The organism is Bacteroides sp. MSK.20.82, assembly GCF_019052485.1.
Taxonomy (GTDB): domain Bacteria; phylum Bacteroidota; class Bacteroidia; order Bacteroidales; family Bacteroidaceae; genus Bacteroides; species Bacteroides thetaiotaomicron.
This window is the reverse complement of the sequence record NZ_JAHQUN010000001.1, coordinates 128,737-147,306: the sequence shown is the minus strand read 5'-3', so window position 1 is coordinate 147,306 and position 18,570 is coordinate 128,737. Positions and strand designations below refer to the sequence as shown.

The following is an 18,570-nucleotide window of genomic DNA, read 5'->3' as shown; positions in this document are numbered from 1 at the left end:
TTTATTTCACTGATTTCTATATACCATGAAAAAGAATCTTAGCATAGTAATTCTTCTTATATCTTTAGCCATCAGTCAATCGGTATTCTCCCAAACCTATTCATTTGAGAAGGGAAAAGTGCCCGAAGGTTGGAAAATAGATAAAGGCGTGCTCCATATTTCCTCTGAGAAATACAAATCAGGCAGTCGATCACTTCAAATCAAATGGAAACAGAACGCAGTTCTCACTATCCCCTCACCTACCGGTATTTCTGAAGCATGTAGAAACAGAAATGGTGGTATGAACGCATGGATCTATAACGAATCTCCCACCAAAGAGAATTTACTGTTTTCCTTCAGAGATGAGACTGGTAAAGAAGTATGCCAACTTCCCTTCTTACTTGACTTTAAAGGTTGGCGATGTATTTGGGCTAAATTTCAAGGAGACATGAATATGTCATCCAAAAGTAATATTCAGTCAGTCGAAATACAATTCCCACAGCATACAAAAAAAGGAGTTACTTACATAGATCTTTTAGAGTTCACGTCTAAAGTTTCCTGGCAGAATATGTCGGATGCACAATATAAGGTGAACCGTACTGACTATAGTTTAATACCTGACTTCATTGGCTATAGAAATGCTACTCCAAAAGTAGAAAAAGTAATCACAGTCGAAGATAATCAGATTACAACCATCACAAACAGATTAACAACCTGGTATCTTGGCAGCGGGCAACATTCATCTGAGAGATGGATAAAAATGAGAACGGAAAATGAAAAGACATTTATTCGGAATGGTGTGAAAGCTGCCCAAAAAATCAAAATCCAATATACCGAAGATCATACTCCTCAAGGAGAACCATTATTCCCGATGGGAGCACCCACTATCATAGACGGACAAGAAGCTAAAAAGTTCAGGAGCATTAATGAAAACATCCTGCTTCCATTGGCACTGGATTATCGTAAAAATCAAAATGATCAAAGCCTGAAAAAAGCACTTTACATTTATGATTGGTTCAACGACCAAGGCTGGGCAGACGGCAGCAGTATGGGAACTTTATGTTTTGAGAAACTTAGAAGTTCCGGCTATTTTCACTCATTCTTTTTGCTCAAAGAACAATTATTTCCGGAACAACTAAAACGTGAACTCCAAACGATGAACTGGTTTACCATGTTCGGGGCATGCTATCAGCTTCCTTCACATGCCGGCGAAGTAGCAGATAACTTACGCGCATTGGCGATTCCAAAGCTAATATACGCGCTATCACAAAATGATAAACAAGAAAGGGAAGTTGCCCTGACTGCATTCAAGCATTATATGGACAATGCATTAGGAATAGCTCCGGGATTTTTCGGGACGTTCAAAGCTGACTTCTCCGGATATCATCACAGAGGTCCTTATCATAGTGCGTATTACCCTCATGCACTTTATGCAGGTGCACTCATTGCTTATTTACTGCACGATACTCCTTATGCACTGTCCGAAACAACATTGCATAATCTGAAACAAGGGTTATTGACCTTCCGTTTCTTTTGCGCCGGTCTGGAGGTACCTGCCGGAACTGTGGGACGTTTCCCAAAAGGACAACAGATTTTAGAGACCTTATTACCGGCTTTTGCCTATACAGCTCTGTCATTTAAAGAACCGGATAAAGAATTAACAGCTGCCTTCAAGCGAATACTTGAATCCACAGAAAACCAACAGGCTATCACTGAATATATCAGTAACGTGAATTCAAACTTAGCATATACCAGCACCGTAGGAGAAATCGAGCTAGTAATTCAATTGGCATCAAGTTCCATTGCTAAAGAAAAGCCTGTCACCGGTACACTGTTCATGCCTTATTCCGGATTATTGGTTGCTAAAGACAGTCTTTTTCATTTCAACATCAAGGGATTCAGCCGCTATATATGGGACTTTGAATCTTCTGCCACAGAAAACACCAAAGGACGCTATCTGGGCTATGGTCAAATAGAATATTTTGACTTTAAAAACAGACATAAATCTTTCAATCCGCAAGAAACAGACTTCGACTGGAATTATATTCCGGGAGCTACTACCAAAGTATTACCTGATAAAGTATTGCAAGATAAAGGCGGATCAAGTTCCGGACATCGTAATTTCTCAGATGAGACATTCTTAACGGGGGTACATGCTTCCGACAAAAATGCGATGTTCTCTTTCAGAATGCACGATATCACTTACGATCAGTCATTCCGTGCCAACAAATCAGTCTTTGTATTTGAGGATTTCCTGCTCTGCCTGGGTTCGGACATCCAAACTAAAGATAAAAGATACCCTACAGTCACTACTTTGTTTCAGTCGTTCAGCAGAAACACCAGTGAAGAAAGAATGCCGGAAGGATATATTCTGACAGACCCTTCACTCATGTACGCAGTAAAAGGAGGAGCGGTACGAACTTCCAGTGAAGGCTCTCACACACGAGCTTATATAGAACACGGGACCGCACCGGAGGCGGCAAAATATCACTATTATATACTTAAAAACAAGAAAAAAGTATTGGCCCGTCAACTATTATCCAACGAGAGTCCGATAAAAGTAATAGCACAGGATAACGATGCGCACATTGTTACCTATAAAACGAAAGAAATTACATGCGGCGCTCTTTTCAATGCACAGAAGAAGTATGAAGGTCAACTGGTATCCCAAGTAAATATTCCGCTTTCTTATATACTGGAAAAGCAGAAGGACAATTCATTTAAACTCTCTGTTTGTGAACCGGATATGAGAAGAATATCCCGTGCACATATGGGACTACTGACGGAAGAAGATGTAATACAACAAGAGAAGCCTTATGATACGCAACTGACCATCAATGGGCTATATAATGTGGAATGTCCCCAAAAAACAATAAAAGTATCATTGGATAAAGAAAAGGACAAAACATATATAACCATTTCTACTATCCGGGGAGAAAACTATACGCTTTTATTACACCAAGCTGATCATTAATTATGAAAACTCGATTAATAGCATTATTTATTATTACTCTTTGCATAACAGGTACTAACGCCCAGGGCAATCTGACACTTTGGTATAAGTCTCCTGCAAAAGCATGGGAAGAAGCATTGCCTGTAGGTAACGGACGTATGGGAGCCATGATTTTTGGAAATCCACAGAAAGAGAGAATACAATTCAATGAGAACACTCTTTATAGCGGAGAGCCGGAAACTCCTAAAAACATAAATATAGTACCTGATCTCGCTCATATACGCCAGTTACTCAACGAAGGAAAAAACGCAGAAGCAGGAACTATCATGCAAGAGAAATGGATTGGCAGACTCAATGAAGCCTATCAACCTTTCGGAGATTTATATATCGACTTTGCTTCCAAAGAAACCGTGACAGACTATATCCATTCGCTGGATATGGAAAACGCAGTTGTTACAACTTCTTATAAACAAAATGGCGTAAAGATAAGCAGAGAAGTCTTTGCATCTTATCCGGCACAAGCTATTGTTATACATTTAAAGGCTTCAAAACCGGTTTTAAGTTTTACCGCTTATCTGAATTCTCCACATCCTGTAACGAATGAGTCCGATTCACAAGTTGTTTACCTGAAAGGGCAGGCACCTGCACACGCTCAACGAAGAGACACAGAACACATGAAGCGTTTCAATACTCAACATTTACATCCGGAATATTTTAATGCCGCAGGACATATCATACAGAAAAAGCACGTGATTTATGGAAACGAAATGGATGGAAAGGGAACGTTTTTCGAAGCATGTCTCCTTCCAAGTCATAAAGGTGGAACACTATCCATTTCAAACCATCAGGTCACTGCCCGAAATTGCAGTGAAGTGACCCTCATGCTATATGCTGCTACCAGTTATAACGGACCGCGTAAAAGTCCGAGCAAAGAAGGTAAGAATCCGCATCAAGAAATTATGAGTTTTCGGAAAATCAGTGAAGGAGAAAACTACCAAGAATTAAAAAAGAAACATATCATTGACTATCAATCCTTATTTAACCGGGTATCTTTTATTCTTCCGGCGAAAAAACTACAAAAAGAATTGCCGACAGACGAACGGTTAAAGAAATTCAAGGAAGAAGAAGATCAGGCATTAATCGCACAGTTATTTCAGTTCGGACGTTATTTAATGATAGCCGGTTCCCGAGGCGAAGGACAACCCTTGAATCTGCAAGGCTTATGGAATGATCAGGTATTACCTCCATGGAATTCAGGATACACCTTAAATATAAACCTAGAAATGAACTATTGGCCAGCAGAAGTCACCAACTTATCAGAATGTCACCAGCCTTTATTCAAACTCATTGAAGAAATAGCAGATAAAGGTAAAGAACTGGCTCGTGATATGTATGGATTAAATGGTTGGGCTATTCATCATAACATATCTATATGGCGGGAAGCATACCCATCAGACGGATTTGTTTATTGGTTTTTCTGGAATATGTCCGGCCCATGGTTATGTAATCATATATGGGAACACTACTTATTTACGAAAGACGTGGATTTTCTAAAGAAATACTATCCGATACTAAAAGGATCAGCAACATTCTGCTCCGAATGGCTAATCGAAAACAGTAAAGGAGAACTGGTAACTCCAGTCAGTACTTCTCCTGAGAATGCATATCTTATGCCTGACGACACTCCGGCATCTGTCTGCGAAGGTAGTACGATGGACATTGCCATTATCCGATCCTTGTTTTCCAATACAATTGAAGCTTCAAAGATACTTCAGACTGATAGGGATTTTCGTTCGGAGTTAATCAAAAAGAGAAGTAAATTGAAAGGATACCAAATCGGTAGTAAAGGACAGCTATTGGAATGGGACAAAGAATATAAAGAAAGCGAACCGCAACATCGCCATGTATCTCATCTTTTCGGGGTGTATCCGGGATGTGACATTACAGACAACACTCCAGAACTATTCAAGGCAGCACGGAAATCTTTGAATGACCGTGGAAATAAAACAACAGGATGGAGCATGGCATGGAAAATCTCTCTTTGGGCACGTTTGTACGATTCATCAAATGCTTATGAAGCGTTGAGTAATTTGGTCAATTATATCGATCCCCATGTCAAAGCTGATAATCGCGGGGGATTATATCGAAATTTACTGAATGCACTTCCTTTCCAAATCGATGGCAATTTCGGAGCTACTGCCGGCATTGCGGAAATGTTATTGCAGAGTCATAATGGAAATATTCATTTGCTCCCGGCCCTCCCCCCTACCTGGAAAGAAGGAAGCATAAAAGGACTAAAAGCACGAGGCGGATTTACTATAGACATGGAGTGGAAAGAAGGAAAAATGACAGTCGCAAACATTACCAGTCCATACGAACAGACCATCGAAATTGTTTATAATAACCAAATAAAAAAGACTCATTTCAATGCAGGAGAAAGAAAAAAGATTTCATTTTAAACGAACGGGAATAGGGCTCTAGCCCCCTTGTAAAGGGCATGCTTGACAAAATTAATAGTTTTTTCAACAAAACTAATAGTCGAAATTCTGTTTCAATGTCCTTTTCAACATTCGTATCATTTAAAATTAAACAGATCATCTACTTTTGCATCAGTTACAAAACTTCTAAAAACAATCACTTAAAATGAATAACATGAAAAAGAAACTTGTTCTCTTTGCTTCGGTTGCCATTGCACTTGCATCGTGCCAGACAACTCCAAAGGAAGACTACAGTTGGATTAAGAAAGGGCTGGATGTAGCTTCTGCCCAGTTACAACTTACAGCAGAAGAAATTGACGGAACCGGTAAGCTTCCACGTTCAATCCGCACCGGATATGACATGGATTTCCTCTGCCGCCAATTAGAAAGAGATCCTTCCACTTTTCAGGATTCACTTCGTCCGCAACCTACTGCCGAACAAATGGGCAAACGTCGTTTATGTGTAGTATACGACTGGACAAGCGGTTTCTTCCCCGGATCACTGTGGTACGCATACGAACTGACCGGAAATGATACACTGAAAGCGGATGCCATTCAATATACAAACCTGCTGAATCCGGTACGCTATTATAAAGGTACACATGATTTGGGATTTATGATCAACTGCAGCTACGGAAACGCTGAGCGTCTGGCTCCTAACGATACCATCAAAGCTGTCATGAAAGAAACTGCCGATAACCTGAGCGGACGTTTCAACGATTCAATCGGAGCCATCCGTTCATGGGACTTTGGCAGCTGGAACTTCCCGGTAATCATCGATAACATGATGAATCTGGACCTTCTGTTCACTGTAAGCAAATGGACAGGCGACAACAAATACAAGGATGTCGCTATCAAGCATGCTATCACTACGATGAAAAATCATTTCCGTCCTGACTATACTTGCTGGCATGTAGTAAGCTATAACAACGACGGCACAGTAGAACGCAAACAGACTCACCAGGGTAAAAACGACGATTCTTCATGGTCGCGCGGACAGGCTTGGGCTGTATACGGATACACTTCCTGCTACCGCGAAACAAATGACACTACCTTCCTGAACTTTGCCGTAAACATAGCCGACATGATCATGGAGCGCGTGAAAACAGACGATGCAATTCCTTACTGGGACTACGATGCTCCTGTCACCGAAGAGACTCCACGCGATGCTTCGGCTGCTGCTGTAACAGCCGCAGGATTCATTGAACTTAGCACAATGGTACCCGACGGAAAGAAATATCTGGATTATGCAGAAAAAATTCTGAAAAGCCTTTCAAGCGACGCATACCTTGCCAAAGTCGGCGAAAACCAGGGATTCATCTTAATGCACTCTGTCGGATCATTGCCTAACGGTTCTGAAATCGATACTCCGCTGAATTATGCTGACTACTACTATTTGGAAGCATTGAAGAGATTCATGGACTTGAAGAAGTTGAGATTGGAGAATGGAGAGGTGAAAGTTATTGAGTAACATAGCTGAGAAAATTCAAATCTAAATTGTAATTTGCAGAATAATAAATGATATCATGAATAAAACTCTGAAATATATCGTCCTGCTGACATTTGCTTGTTTCGTAGGCAAAGGCTATGCCCAAGAGTTGAAAAGCGAGGTATTCTCGCTTCTCAACCTGGACTACCCCGGATTGGAGAAAGTAAAAGCCTTACATCAGGAAGGCAAAGATGAGGATGCCGCAAAAGCACTGCTCGACTACTACCGTGCACGTACGAATGTGAAGACTCCGGATATTAATCTGAAAAAGATCACTATCGGCAAAGAAGAACAGCAATGGGCGGACGACGGATTGAAACATACATTCTTTGTTCACAAAGGTTACCAGCCTTCTTACAACTACGGAGAAGATATCAACTGGCAATACTGGCCGGTGAAAGACAATGAACTCCGCTGGCAGTTGCACCGTCATAAATGGTTTACTCCGATGGGTAAGGCATACCGTGTATCGGGTGACGAGAAATATGCCAAAGAATGGGCATACCAATACATCGACTGGATCAAAAAGAATCCGTTGGTGAAGATGGACAAGAAAGAATATGAACTGGTAAGTGACGGTAAGATTAAAGGCGAAGTGGAAAATGTACGTTTCGCATGGCGTCCGCTGGAAGTAAGTAATCGTCTGCAGGATCAGACTACACAGTTCCAGTTGTTCCTCCCCTCTCCTTCTTTCACTCCGGATTTCCTGACTGAATTTCTGGTGAACTATCATAAACATGCCGTACATATTCTGGCTAATTACTCTGATCAGGGTAATCACTTGTTGTTCGAAGCTCAGCGTATGATTTATGCAGGTGCATTCTTCCCGGAATTTAAAGAAGCTCCGGCCTGGAGAAAAAGCGGTATCGACATTCTGAACCGTGAAATAAACGTACAGGTTTACAACGATGGCGGTCAGTTTGAACTTGACCCGCATTACCACCTTGCTGCTATCAATATCTTCTGCAAGGCACTGGGTATTGCGGATGTTAACGGATTCCGTAATGAATTTCCACAGGAATATCTGGATACCATCGAAAAGATGATCATGTTCTATGCTAATATTTCTTTCCCGGATTACACAAATCCATGTTTCAGTGATGCTAAAATCACAGAAAAAAAAGAAATGCTGAAGAACTATCGTGAATGGAGCAAACTGTTCCCCAAAAACGAAACTATCAAGTATTTGGCAACAGACGGCAAAGAGGGTGCATTACCTGATTATATGTCGAAAGGTTTCCTGAAGTCAGGTTTCTTTGTATTCCGCAATTCCTGGGGAATGGATGCTACACAAATGGTAGTAAAAGCCGGTCCGAAAGGTTTCTGGCATTGTCAGCCGGATAACGGTACTTTCGAAATGTGGTTTAACGGCAAGAACCTGTTCCCCGACTCCGGTTCGTATGTATATGCAGGTGAAGGCGAAGTGATGGAACAACGCAACTGGCACCGTCAGACTTCCGTACACAACACCGTGACTCTGGACAATAAAAATCTGGAAACAACCGAATCTGTTACTAAACTGTGGCAGCCGGAAGGCAATATCCAGACATTGGTTACAGAAAACCCAAGCTACAAGAACTTCAAGCACCGCCGTTCGGTCTTCTTCGTAGACAATACCTACTTTGTCATTGTAGATGAAGTATCAGGCAGCGCCAAAGGTTCTGTCAACCTGCACTATCAGATGCCGAAAGGTGAGATAGCCAACAGCCGCGAAGACATGACATTCCTGACTCAATTCGAGGATGGAAGCAACATGAAACTTCAATGCTTCGGCCCTGAAGGCATGAGCATGAAAAAAGAGCCGGGATGGTGTTCTACTGCATATCGCAAGCGCTACAAACGTATGAATGTTTCATTCAACGTAAAGAAAGACAATGAGAATGCGGTACGTTACATCACAGTTATTTACCCAGTCAAGAAGAGCGCAGATGCCCCTAAATTTGACGCTAAGTTCAAGAACAAAACGTTCGATGAAAACGGACTGGAAATAGAAGTGAAAGTAAACGGCAAGAAACAGTCATTAAAATATAAATTATAATCCAGTGACCAGCGAGGCACTGAGACCAGATTTCCATGCGGATATATGCCCGCTACGGAAAAGGCCTCGGCTCCTCACTGGTCATTTTTTATCATCAGATGTTATTTCTATCATGAAAAGCAATCCCTCTACCTTACTGCTTCCATTGGCTGCACTAAGCCTCGCTTCCTGTGCCAACCAGAAAAAAGAAGAAACCAAACGTCCGAACATCATCTTCATGATGACCGACGACCATACCACCCAAGCTATGTCCTGCTATGGTGGCAACCTCATCCAGACTCCCAATATGGATCGTATAGCCAATGAGGGTATCCGTTTTGACAATTGTTATGCAGTCAATGCCCTTTCCGGTCCTTCACGTGCCTGCATCCTCACCGGAAAATTCAGCCATGAGAACGGCTTTACCGATAATGCAAGCACCTTCAACGGTGATCAGCAGACATTCCCGAAACTACTTCAACAAGCCGGTTATCAGACTGCCATGATCGGTAAATGGCATCTTATCAGCGAACCGCAGGGATTTGACCACTGGAGCATACTCAGCGGCCAGCATGAGCAGGGCGACTACTACGACCCTGACTTCTGGGAAGACGGAAAGCACATCGTAGAAAAAGGATATGCAACGGATATTATCACCGACAAGGCAATCGATTTCCTCGAAAACCGCGACAAGAACAAACCTTTCTGCATGATGTATCATCAGAAAGCTCCCCACCGTAACTGGATGCCCGCCCCCCGCCATCTGGGTATATTCAACAATACTATTTTCCCCGAACCCGCAAACCTGTTCGATGACTACGAAGGACGCGGGAAAGCGGCACGGGAACAAGATATGTCGATCGAGCATACGCTGACGAATGACTGGGACTTAAAACTGCTCACTCGCGAAGAAATGCTGAAAGATACGACAAACCGCCTGTATAGCGTTTATAAGCGCATGCCTGTAGAAGTACAGGACAAATGGGATTCCGCCTATGCACAGCGCATTGCCGAATACCGCAAAGGCGACCTGAAAGGCAAGGCATTAATCAGCTGGAAATACCAGCAATATATGCGCGATTATCTGGCTACCGTTCTGGCTGTAGACGAGAATATCGGTCGTCTGCTGAATTATCTCGAAAAGATCGGCGAACTGGACAATACCATTATTGTCTATACTTCCGACCAAGGATTCTTTCTGGGTGAACACGGCTGGTTTGACAAACGATTCATGTACGAAGAATGTCAGCGTATGCCGCTTATCATCCGTTATCCGAAGGCCATTAAAGCTGGAAGCACCAGCAACGCCATTAGCATGAACGTAGACTTCGCCCCCACTTTCCTTGACTTTGCCGGTGTAGAAGTGCCATCTGATATTCAGGGAGCATCACTGAAACCAGTATTGGAAAACGAAGGCAAGACTCCTGCCGACTGGCGTAAAGCAGCCTACTATCATTATTATGAATATCCGGCAGAACACTCCGTAAAACGTCATTACGGCATTCGCACGCAGGACTTCAAACTGATTCATTTCTACAACGACATTGACGAATGGGAAATGTATGACATGAAAGCCGATCCGAGAGAAATGAACAATATCTTCGGAAAAGCGGAATATGCTAAGAAACAAAAAGAGTTGATGCAACTACTTGAAGAAACTCAGAAACAATATAAAGACAATGATCCCGATGAAAAAGAGACAGTGCTTTTCAAAGGAGACAGAAGACTGATGGAAAATCGATAAATAACCCAAAACAATCATATCATGGACAGAAGAAATTTTATAAAGAATACTGGCTGGTCTTTTTTAGGACTGGCAGCATCCGGCAGCCTGCTCGGCTCTTGTGCGGCAGGAAGTAAAGAAGCCAAAAAGAAAATGCCATCGGCAAGTGACCTCAAAATGTACTGGGGAGACCTGCACAACCATTGTAACATCACATACGGACACGGCGATATGCGCGATGCTTTTGAAGCAGCGAAAGGACAGTTGGATTTTGTAAGTGTAACACCCCACGCCATGTGGCCGGATATCCCCGGAGCAGACGATCCACGCCTGAAATGGGTAATCGACTACCATACCGGTGCTTTCAAACGTTTGCGCGAAGGCGGATATGAGAAGTACGTAGCCATGACAAACGAATATAATAAAGAAGGAGAATTCCTCACTTTCGTTGGATATGAAGCACACAGCATGGAACATGGCGACCATGTTGCCTTGAACTACGATCTCGATGCACCGCTTGTAGAATGCACTTCCATCGAAGACTGGAAACAAAAGGCCAAAGGACACAAAGTATTCATCACTCCGCACCATATGGGCTATCAGGGTGGTTATCGCGGCTATAACTGGAAATGCTTTACCGAAGGAGACCAGACCCCGTTCGTAGAAATGTATTCTCGTCACGGTCTGGCTGAAAGCGATCAGGGCGACTATCCATACTTGCACGATATGGGCCCCCGCCAATGGGAAGGAACCATTCAATATGGTCTGGAACTGGGTAATAAATTCGGTATTATGGCTTCTACCGACCAACATTCGGGTTATCCGGGCAGTTATGGTGACGGCCGTATCGGTGTACTGGCTCCGTCATTAACCCGCGACGCTATATGGGAAGCACTTCGGACCCGCCACGTATGCGCCGCAACCGGCGATAAGATTTTGATTGACTTCCGCCTCAACGATGCTTTCATGGGTGACGTAGTGCGTGGCAACAGCCGCCGCATTTATCTGAATGTTACCGGAGAAAGTTGCATCGACTATGTGGATATCGTCAAGAACGGTCAGATTCTGGCCCGCATGAATGGTCCGTTGACTCCGGTTGCCCCCGAAGGTGATACTGTCCGCTGCAAAGTGAAAGTAGATTTCGGATGGAACCGTGAAGAGCAGTATGTACACTGGCAAGGTAAATTGTCTGTAGACAAAGGACGCATTCTGAGCGTCACTCCATGTTTCCGCGGTGCAGCCTTCACTTCTCCGCAAGAAGGGGAAACAGAATTCCATACTCACGTAAACCGCATTGTATCCGCAGACGAAAAAGAAACCGAACTGGATATGTACAGCAGCAAGAATCCGAATACGACTACCGCTGCCATGCAAGCTGTCATCCTCGAAGTAGAGATGCCGAAAGACGGAAAAGTGATTGCTGATTTCAACGGCAAGAAGTTTGAACACACATTGGGCGAATTGCTCGAAGGCTCACGTTCGCACTTCATGATCGGCTGGCTGAGCGAAGCGATTCTCTTCAATCGTGCTATGCCCGAAAGCTGTTTCACTGTGGAACACTATATGGAAGATAAAGAGCCTCAGCGTGATACAGATTACTACTACGTGCGTGTTCGCCAGCGTGACGGGCAATGGGCATGGAGTTCACCTATCTGGGCAGAAAGAGTATAAACTGGTATATGAAAGAAAACAGTTGCTTTGCTTGTGCCAAGCCGTTGGCACAGTTGTGTCAAGCTGTTGGCACTGCTATGCCAAGCCTTTGGCACAAGCGTGCCAATACGGTGGCACAAGCATGGCACAGTATAAACGAATTTAAAACATACCTAGTTATATGGAAAAAGAATACGCTATAGGAATTGATCTGGGCGGGACTTCGGTGAAATATGCTCTTATTGATAATAATGGGGTATTTTACTTTCAGGGGAAGTTGCCGTCGAATGCCGACGTATCAGCCGAAGCTGTCATCGGGCAATTAGTCAAGGCAGTCAAGGAGGTGAAAAACTTTGCTGAAGCAAAGGAATATACAATAGCCGGTATCGGGATAGGGACGCCGGGAATTGTCGATTGTACGAATCGTATCGTATTGGGAGGTGCGGAGAATATTCAAGGCTGGGAAAATCTGAAACTGGCAGACCGGATGGAAAAAGAGACCGGACTTCCTACCCAACTGGGAAATGACGCTAATCTGATGGGACTCGGCGAAACGATGTACGGAGCCGGAAACGGAGCCACTCATGTGGTCTTTCTGACTGTAGGAACCGGTATCGGTGGCGCAGTCATAATTGACGGCAAACTGTTTAACGGATACGCCAATAGAGGTACTGAATTGGGACATGTCCCCTTGATAGCTAATGGTGAACCTTGCGCCTGCGGTTCAATAGGATGCCTTGAACATTATGCTTCCACTGCCGCACTGGTCCGTCGTTTCAGCAAACGGATAGCCGAAGCCGGCATCTCTTATCCGAATGAAGAAATAAACGGAGAATTGATCGTCCGTCTCTATAAACAAGGAGATAAGATTGCGGCTGAGTCGCTGAACGAACATTGTGATTTCCTCGGTCACGGCATTGCCGGATTTATTAATATCTTCAGCCCTCAAAGAGTCGTTATCGGCGGAGGACTGTCCGAAGCCGGAGACTTTTATATTCAGAAAGTAAGTGAGAAAGCCCTTCGCTATGCCATCCCCGACTGTGCCGTGAACACGGAAATCATGGCGGCCTCTTTAGGCAACAAAGCCGGAAGTATCGGTGCCGCCTCCCTCTTTTTAAATAGAAAACCGAATTAAATGAAGAGCAGAAAACCTTCTCAACTTATTTAAGATTATGAAGAAAAATCTAGGAATGCTGGCGCTGATTATGGCGTTCTGGTTCACTATCTCGTTTATTACCAATATTCTGGGACCGCTTATTCCGGACATTATCCACAATTTCAATCTGAGCGATCTTGCGATGGCGGGGTTTATCCCGACTTCCTTCTTTCTGGCTTACGCCATTATGTCCATCCCTGCCGGACTACTGATCGACCGTTTCGGTGAAAAGCCTGTCTTGTTCTGTGGATTCCTGATGCCGTTTATCGGAACCATCCTGTTCGCCTGTATGCATACTTATCCGATGTTGCTAGCTTCATCTTTCATCATCGGTCTGGGAATGGCAATGCTGCAAACCGTGCTGAATCCGCTCCAACGTACTGTAGGAGGAGAAGAAAACTATGCTTTCATCGCTGAACTGGCACAATTTATGTTCGGTATCGCCTCCTTCCTAAGCCCGTTGGCATATACTTATCTGATTCGGGAACTTGATCCTGCCACTTATACAGCAGGAAAAAGCCTTATCCTTGACTTGCTGGCGGATATGACGCCACAAGATATGCCTTGGGTATCTCTCTACTGGGTATTTACCTTATTGTTGCTGGTGATGCTGATTGCCGTCGGCGTTTCGCATTTCCCGAAGATTGAACTGAAAGAAGATGAGAAAAGCGGATCGAAAGATTCCTACCTCGCCCTGTTCAAGCAGAAATATGTATGGTTGTTCTTTCTGGGAATCTTCTGCTATGTCAGTACGGAACAAGGAACCTCTATCTTCATGAGTACCTTCCTCGAACAATATCACGGTGTAAACCCGCAGGCGGAAGGTGCGCAGGCAGTCAGCTACTTCTGGGGACTGATGACGGCAGGCTGTCTGGTCGGAATGATTCTTCTGAAACTGATTGACAGCAAACGCCTGCTACAGGTTTCGGGAGTATTGACGATAGTGCTGTTACTAGCCGCTTTATTCGGAAGCAAGGATGTTTCGCTAATCGCCTTTCCTGCTATCGGATTCAGTATTTCCATGATGTACTCTATCGTCTTCTCATTGGCGCTGAACTCGGCTTCACAGCATCACGGCTCATTTGCCGGAATTTTATGTTCGGCTATCGTGGGTGGAGCAGGCGGGCCGATGATTGTGAGTACATTGGCAGATGCTACGTCCTTGCGTACAGGTATGCTGTCTATCCTGCTCTTTGTGGGATATATCACCTTCATCGGTTTCTGGGCACATCCGCTGATCAACAACAAGACAATCAGTCTGAAAGAACTCTTAAAAAAATAAGATGATGAAACAACGATATTATATTTTCCTGTTATTTGTAGCTATGCTTTCCTATAGTGGATATGCGCAGAAAAGCATCCTGCGTCTGAGTCAGCAGACGCTGATGCATGAAGTCCGCGAAACACCTTCTCCACTAGACGGTCAGCACATAGCAGTCAATCCGCCGCGTTTCATGTGGCCGGATAAGTTCCCCCACCTCGGACCTGTGCTTGACGGAGTGGAAGAAGAAAATCACAAACCGGAAGTGACATACCGCATCCGTATCGCACGTGATCCTGAGTTTAAATCGGAAGTAATGACCGCCGAAAGAAACTGGGCTTTCTTCAATCCTTTCAAACTCTTTGAAAAAGGGAAATGGTATTGGCAGCACGCCTACCTTGATAAGGACGGCAAAGAAGAATGGTCGCCCGTCTATCATTTCTATGTGGACGAGCAGACACGTACGTTCAATCCTCCCTCCTTGCAAGAAGTGCTGGCGAAGTTCTCTCAAAGCCATCCCCGTATCCTGCTCGATGCCAAAGACTGGGATCAGATCATCGAGCGGAACAAGAATAATCCGGAAGCGCAGCTCTATATTCAGAAAGCAAGGAAATGCCTCAATCATCCATTGAAACATCTGGAGGAGGAAATCGATACCACCCAAGTAGTCAAATTGACAAACATCGTACAATATCGCTCGGCATTGATTCGGGAAAGCCGCAAGATAGTAGACCGCGAAGAAGCGAACATAGAAGCTATGGTACGCGCTTATCTGCTGACGAAAGACGAAGTGTACTACAAAGAAGGTATCAAACGTCTTTCCGAAATTCTTTCGTGGAAAGACAGTAAGTACTTTGCAGGAGATTTCAACCGCTCCACGATTCTGTCCATGAGTACTTCCGCTTATGATGCATGGTACAATCTGTTAACGCCTGCCGAGAAACAGTTGCTTCTCGAAACGATCAGCGAAAACGGCCATAAGTTTTATCATGAATATGTGAATCATCTGGAAAACCGTATTGCCGACAATCATGTATGGCAGATGACTTTCCGTATTCTGAATATGGCAGCTTTTGCTACATACGGTGAATTGCCGATGGCTTCCACTTGGGTAGATTATTGCTATAACGAATGGGTATCCCGTCTGCCGGGACTCAACACCGACGGAGGATGGCACAACGGTGACTCTTATTTCCATGTCAACCTTCGTACATTGATCGAAGTTCCCGCTTTCTATTCACGTATCAGCGGTTTCGATTTCTTTGCCGATCCCTGGTATAACAACAATGCGCTCTATGTAATCTATCATCAGCCTCCGTTCTCCAAATCTGCGGGACACGGTAACTCCCATGAAACGAAAATGAAACCGAACGGGACACGGGTCGGCTATGCGGATGCTTTAGCACGTGAATGCAATAATCCGTGGGCAGCCGCCTACGCACGTACCATTCTGGAGAAAGAACCGGATATCATGAAAAAGTCTTTTCTTGGAAAAGCAGGTGATCTGACCTGGTATCGCTGCATTACTGACAAGGCACTCCCGAAAGAAGAACACTCATTGGCAGAGTTGCCGATGACGAAAGTATTTAATGAAACGGGAATTGCTACGATGCATACTTCGTTGGGGGATATAGAAAAGAACGCAATGTTATCATTCCGTTCCAGTCCATACGGTTCAACTTCGCACGCATTGGCCAATCAGAATGCATTTAATACCTTCTATGGCGGCAAGGCGATCTTCTATAGCAGCGGACATCGTACCGGTTTTACCGATGACCATTGTATGTATTCCTATCGAAACACCCGTGCACACAACAGTATTCTGATCAATGGAATGACTCAGACTATCGGGACGGAAGGTTACGGATGGATTCCCCGTTGGTATGAAGGAGAAAAGATTTCGTATATGGTGGGAGACGCTTCCAATGCTTACGGAAAGATCACAGCTCCTATCTGGTTGAAACGTGGTGAACTTTCCGGCACGCAGTACACTCCCGAAAAGGGATGGGATGAGAACAAACTGAAGATGTTCCGTCGGCACATCATTCAATTAGGCAATACGGGAGTGTATGTGATTTATGATGAACTGGAAGGAAAAGAAGCGGTCACATGGAGCTATCTGCTGCATACGGTAGAACTTCCGATGGAAATGCAGGAACTTCCTTATGAAGTGAAAGTTACGGGAAAGAATAAGGATGGAGGCATCTCTGTTGCTCATCTTTTCAGTTCGGCAAAGACGGAACAGGCCATCGTAGATACCTTCTTCTGCGCTCCAACCAACTGGAAGAATGTAACCAATGCCCAGGGAAAAGCTGTGAAGTATCCCAATCACTGGCATTTTTCGTCTACTACCATTCCATGTAAAACTGCCCGTTTCCTCACCGTTATGGATACACATGGAAATAACCGTGCGGATATGAAAGTGGTTCGCCAAGGCAATACCGTACAAGTAGGCGACTGGATTATTACCTGCAATCTGACGGAGAAAGGGAAAGCGGCAATCAGCGTCACACATCAAGCGGAAAAGGTTTCTTTGAAATACGATGCCGGCAAGAAGGAAGGTGCGACTATCATCACAGATCAAGTACAAGGGAAACAGGTCAATAAGGTTCTGACTGACTATTTACCAGATTTTGAGATATAATTTCCCCATTCTGGCACACAATATGGAGCTATTCAATGGTTATTATAAACTTACGAATAGCTCCTTTCTTTTATTGTCTTTTATTGAAGGTGACAATGCTTATTATGCCACATTTCAAGCATTAATAATGTCCATGACAGGTATTAATATCTGACTTTTCAGGTATTAACAGTTGACATCTCAGATATTAACATCTGACAACTCAACCATTAATACCTGAGATGTGGGATATAAAAAGACAGTAGACCACTGTACCTTTATCATAATGAGCATTGAGTTTACTACTAAAAAATTGTATCTTTGCCTATGTTGGTACTCTACGCAAACATTGAAACCTGCATAAATGTTATATCAACAGATAAAATTTAAATAGAATAAAAGATGAAATACATTGGAGCACATGTAAGCGCATCCGGCGGCGTAGAATTCGCCCCTGTCAATGCGCATGAGATTGGAGCAAATGCCTTTGCCCTGTTTACTAAAAATCAACGTCAATGGGTGAGTAAACCATTGACAGAAGAAAACATCCGTCTTTTCAAAGAAAATTGCACTAAGTACAATTTCCAAACAGACTATATTTTACCGCATGACAGTTACCTTATTAATTTGGGACACCCCGAAGAAGAAGGATTGGAGAAAAGTCGAGCTGCCTTTTTAGATGAGATGCAACGCTGCGAACAATTAGGACTGAAACTTCTCAATTTCCATCCCGGCAGCCATCTGAATAAAATCTCCATAGAGGATTGTCTCGCACTCATTGCAGAAAGTATCAACCTGACTTTGGAGAAGACTAAAGGAGTAACGGCCGTTATTGAAAATACTGCGGGGCAAGGCAGTAATTTAGGAAGTGAATTCTGGCAATTAAGATATATCATCGACCGGGTGAATGATAAAAGCCGTGTAGGTATTTGCCTGGATACTTGCCATACATATACAGCGGGATATGACATAGTGAATGATTACGATAAAGTCTTTGACGAATTTGAAAAAGAAGTAGGTTTCGAGTATCTGCGTGGTATGCACCTGAATGATTCTAAAAAAGAATTAGGCAGTCATGTTGACCGTCACGATAACATAGGCCAGGGACTGATCGGGAGTGCATTCTTTGAAAGATTAATGAAAGATTCAAGATTCGATAATATGCCACTTATTCTTGAAACACCCGATGAAAGCAAGTGGGCAGAAGAAATTGCATGGTTGAGAAGCGTTGAATAAACGCTT

The 18,570-nt window shown here is 43.7% G+C and carries 10 protein-coding genes; all 10 read left to right on the top strand.

Annotated features, from left to right (window positions below; all coding sequences use genetic code 11):
• The first annotated feature begins 25 nt into the window (after positions 1–25).
• The 10 genes from KTR07_RS00690 to nfo all read left to right on the top strand — a co-directional run bounded on the left by KTR07_RS00690 (position 26) and on the right by nfo (position 18,564).
• A complete protein-coding gene (locus KTR07_RS00690) occupies positions 26–2,953 on the top strand; it encodes a chondroitinase family polysaccharide lyase (RefSeq protein WP_117981262.1) in 2,928 nt (975 codons plus the stop codon).
• Positions 2,954–2,955: 2 nt separating this feature from the next.
• The gene (locus tag KTR07_RS00685) at positions 2,956–5,391 is read left to right on the top strand and encodes a glycoside hydrolase N-terminal domain-containing protein (protein WP_061473106.1); all 2,436 of its coding nucleotides are present in this window, start codon (positions 2,956–2,958) and stop codon (positions 5,389–5,391) included.
• 184 nt (positions 5,392–5,575) lie between these two features.
• Entirely contained in the window at positions 5,576–6,880 is a 1,305-nt protein-coding gene (locus KTR07_RS00680) for a DUF4995 domain-containing protein (RefSeq protein WP_008766874.1), read from the top strand.
• 55 nt (positions 6,881–6,935) lie between these two features.
• The gene (hepC, locus tag KTR07_RS00675; protein WP_016268196.1) at positions 6,936–8,936 is read left to right on the top strand and encodes a heparin-sulfate lyase HepC; all 2,001 of its coding nucleotides are present in this window, start codon (positions 6,936–6,938) and stop codon (positions 8,934–8,936) included.
• Between the two features lie 112 nt (positions 8,937–9,048).
• Positions 9,049–10,659, top strand: a complete 1,611-nt coding sequence (locus KTR07_RS00670) for a sulfatase (protein ID WP_008760372.1) — start codon at positions 9,049–9,051, stop codon at positions 10,657–10,659.
• Between the two features lie 21 nt (positions 10,660–10,680).
• Entirely contained in the window at positions 10,681–12,309 is a 1,629-nt protein-coding gene (locus KTR07_RS00665) for a hypothetical protein (RefSeq protein ID WP_016268198.1), read from the top strand.
• 160 nt (positions 12,310–12,469) lie between these two features.
• Positions 12,470–13,423: an ROK family protein gene (locus KTR07_RS00660; protein WP_117981261.1), complete on the top strand. Its 954-nt coding sequence runs from the start codon at positions 12,470–12,472 to the stop codon at positions 13,421–13,423.
• A gap of 37 nt (positions 13,424–13,460) precedes the next feature.
• Entirely contained in the window at positions 13,461–14,726 is a 1,266-nt protein-coding gene (locus tag KTR07_RS00655; protein ID WP_022470959.1) for a sugar MFS transporter, read from the top strand.
• Between the two features lies 1 nt (position 14,727).
• The gene (locus KTR07_RS00650) at positions 14,728–17,349 is read left to right on the top strand and encodes a DUF4962 domain-containing protein (RefSeq protein WP_181981935.1); all 2,622 of its coding nucleotides are present in this window, start codon (positions 14,728–14,730) and stop codon (positions 17,347–17,349) included.
• 381 nt (positions 17,350–17,730) lie between these two features.
• Complete coding sequence (gene nfo / locus KTR07_RS00645) at positions 17,731–18,564, top strand: deoxyribonuclease IV (RefSeq protein ID WP_008766881.1); 834 nt, start codon at positions 17,731–17,733, stop codon at positions 18,562–18,564.
• The last annotated feature ends 6 nt before the right edge of the window (positions 18,565–18,570 follow it).

Coding starts and splice junctions, on each gene's coding strand:
- KTR07_RS00690 (WP_117981262.1), top strand. CDS start 26: ATGAAAAAGAATCTTAGCATAGTAATTCTTCTTATATCTTTAGCCATC.
- KTR07_RS00685 (WP_061473106.1), top strand. CDS start 2,956: ATGAAAACTCGATTAATAGCATTATTTATTATTACTCTTTGCATAACA.
- KTR07_RS00680 (WP_008766874.1), top strand. CDS start 5,576: ATGAATAACATGAAAAAGAAACTTGTTCTCTTTGCTTCGGTTGCCATT.
- hepC (WP_016268196.1), top strand. CDS start 6,936: ATGAATAAAACTCTGAAATATATCGTCCTGCTGACATTTGCTTGTTTC.
- KTR07_RS00670 (WP_008760372.1), top strand. CDS start 9,049: ATGAAAAGCAATCCCTCTACCTTACTGCTTCCATTGGCTGCACTAAGC.
- KTR07_RS00665 (WP_016268198.1), top strand. CDS start 10,681: ATGGACAGAAGAAATTTTATAAAGAATACTGGCTGGTCTTTTTTAGGA.
- KTR07_RS00660 (WP_117981261.1), top strand. CDS start 12,470: ATGGAAAAAGAATACGCTATAGGAATTGATCTGGGCGGGACTTCGGTG.
- KTR07_RS00655 (WP_022470959.1), top strand. CDS start 13,461: ATGAAGAAAAATCTAGGAATGCTGGCGCTGATTATGGCGTTCTGGTTC.
- KTR07_RS00650 (WP_181981935.1), top strand. CDS start 14,728: ATGATGAAACAACGATATTATATTTTCCTGTTATTTGTAGCTATGCTT.
- nfo (WP_008766881.1), top strand. CDS start 17,731: ATGAAATACATTGGAGCACATGTAAGCGCATCCGGCGGCGTAGAATTC.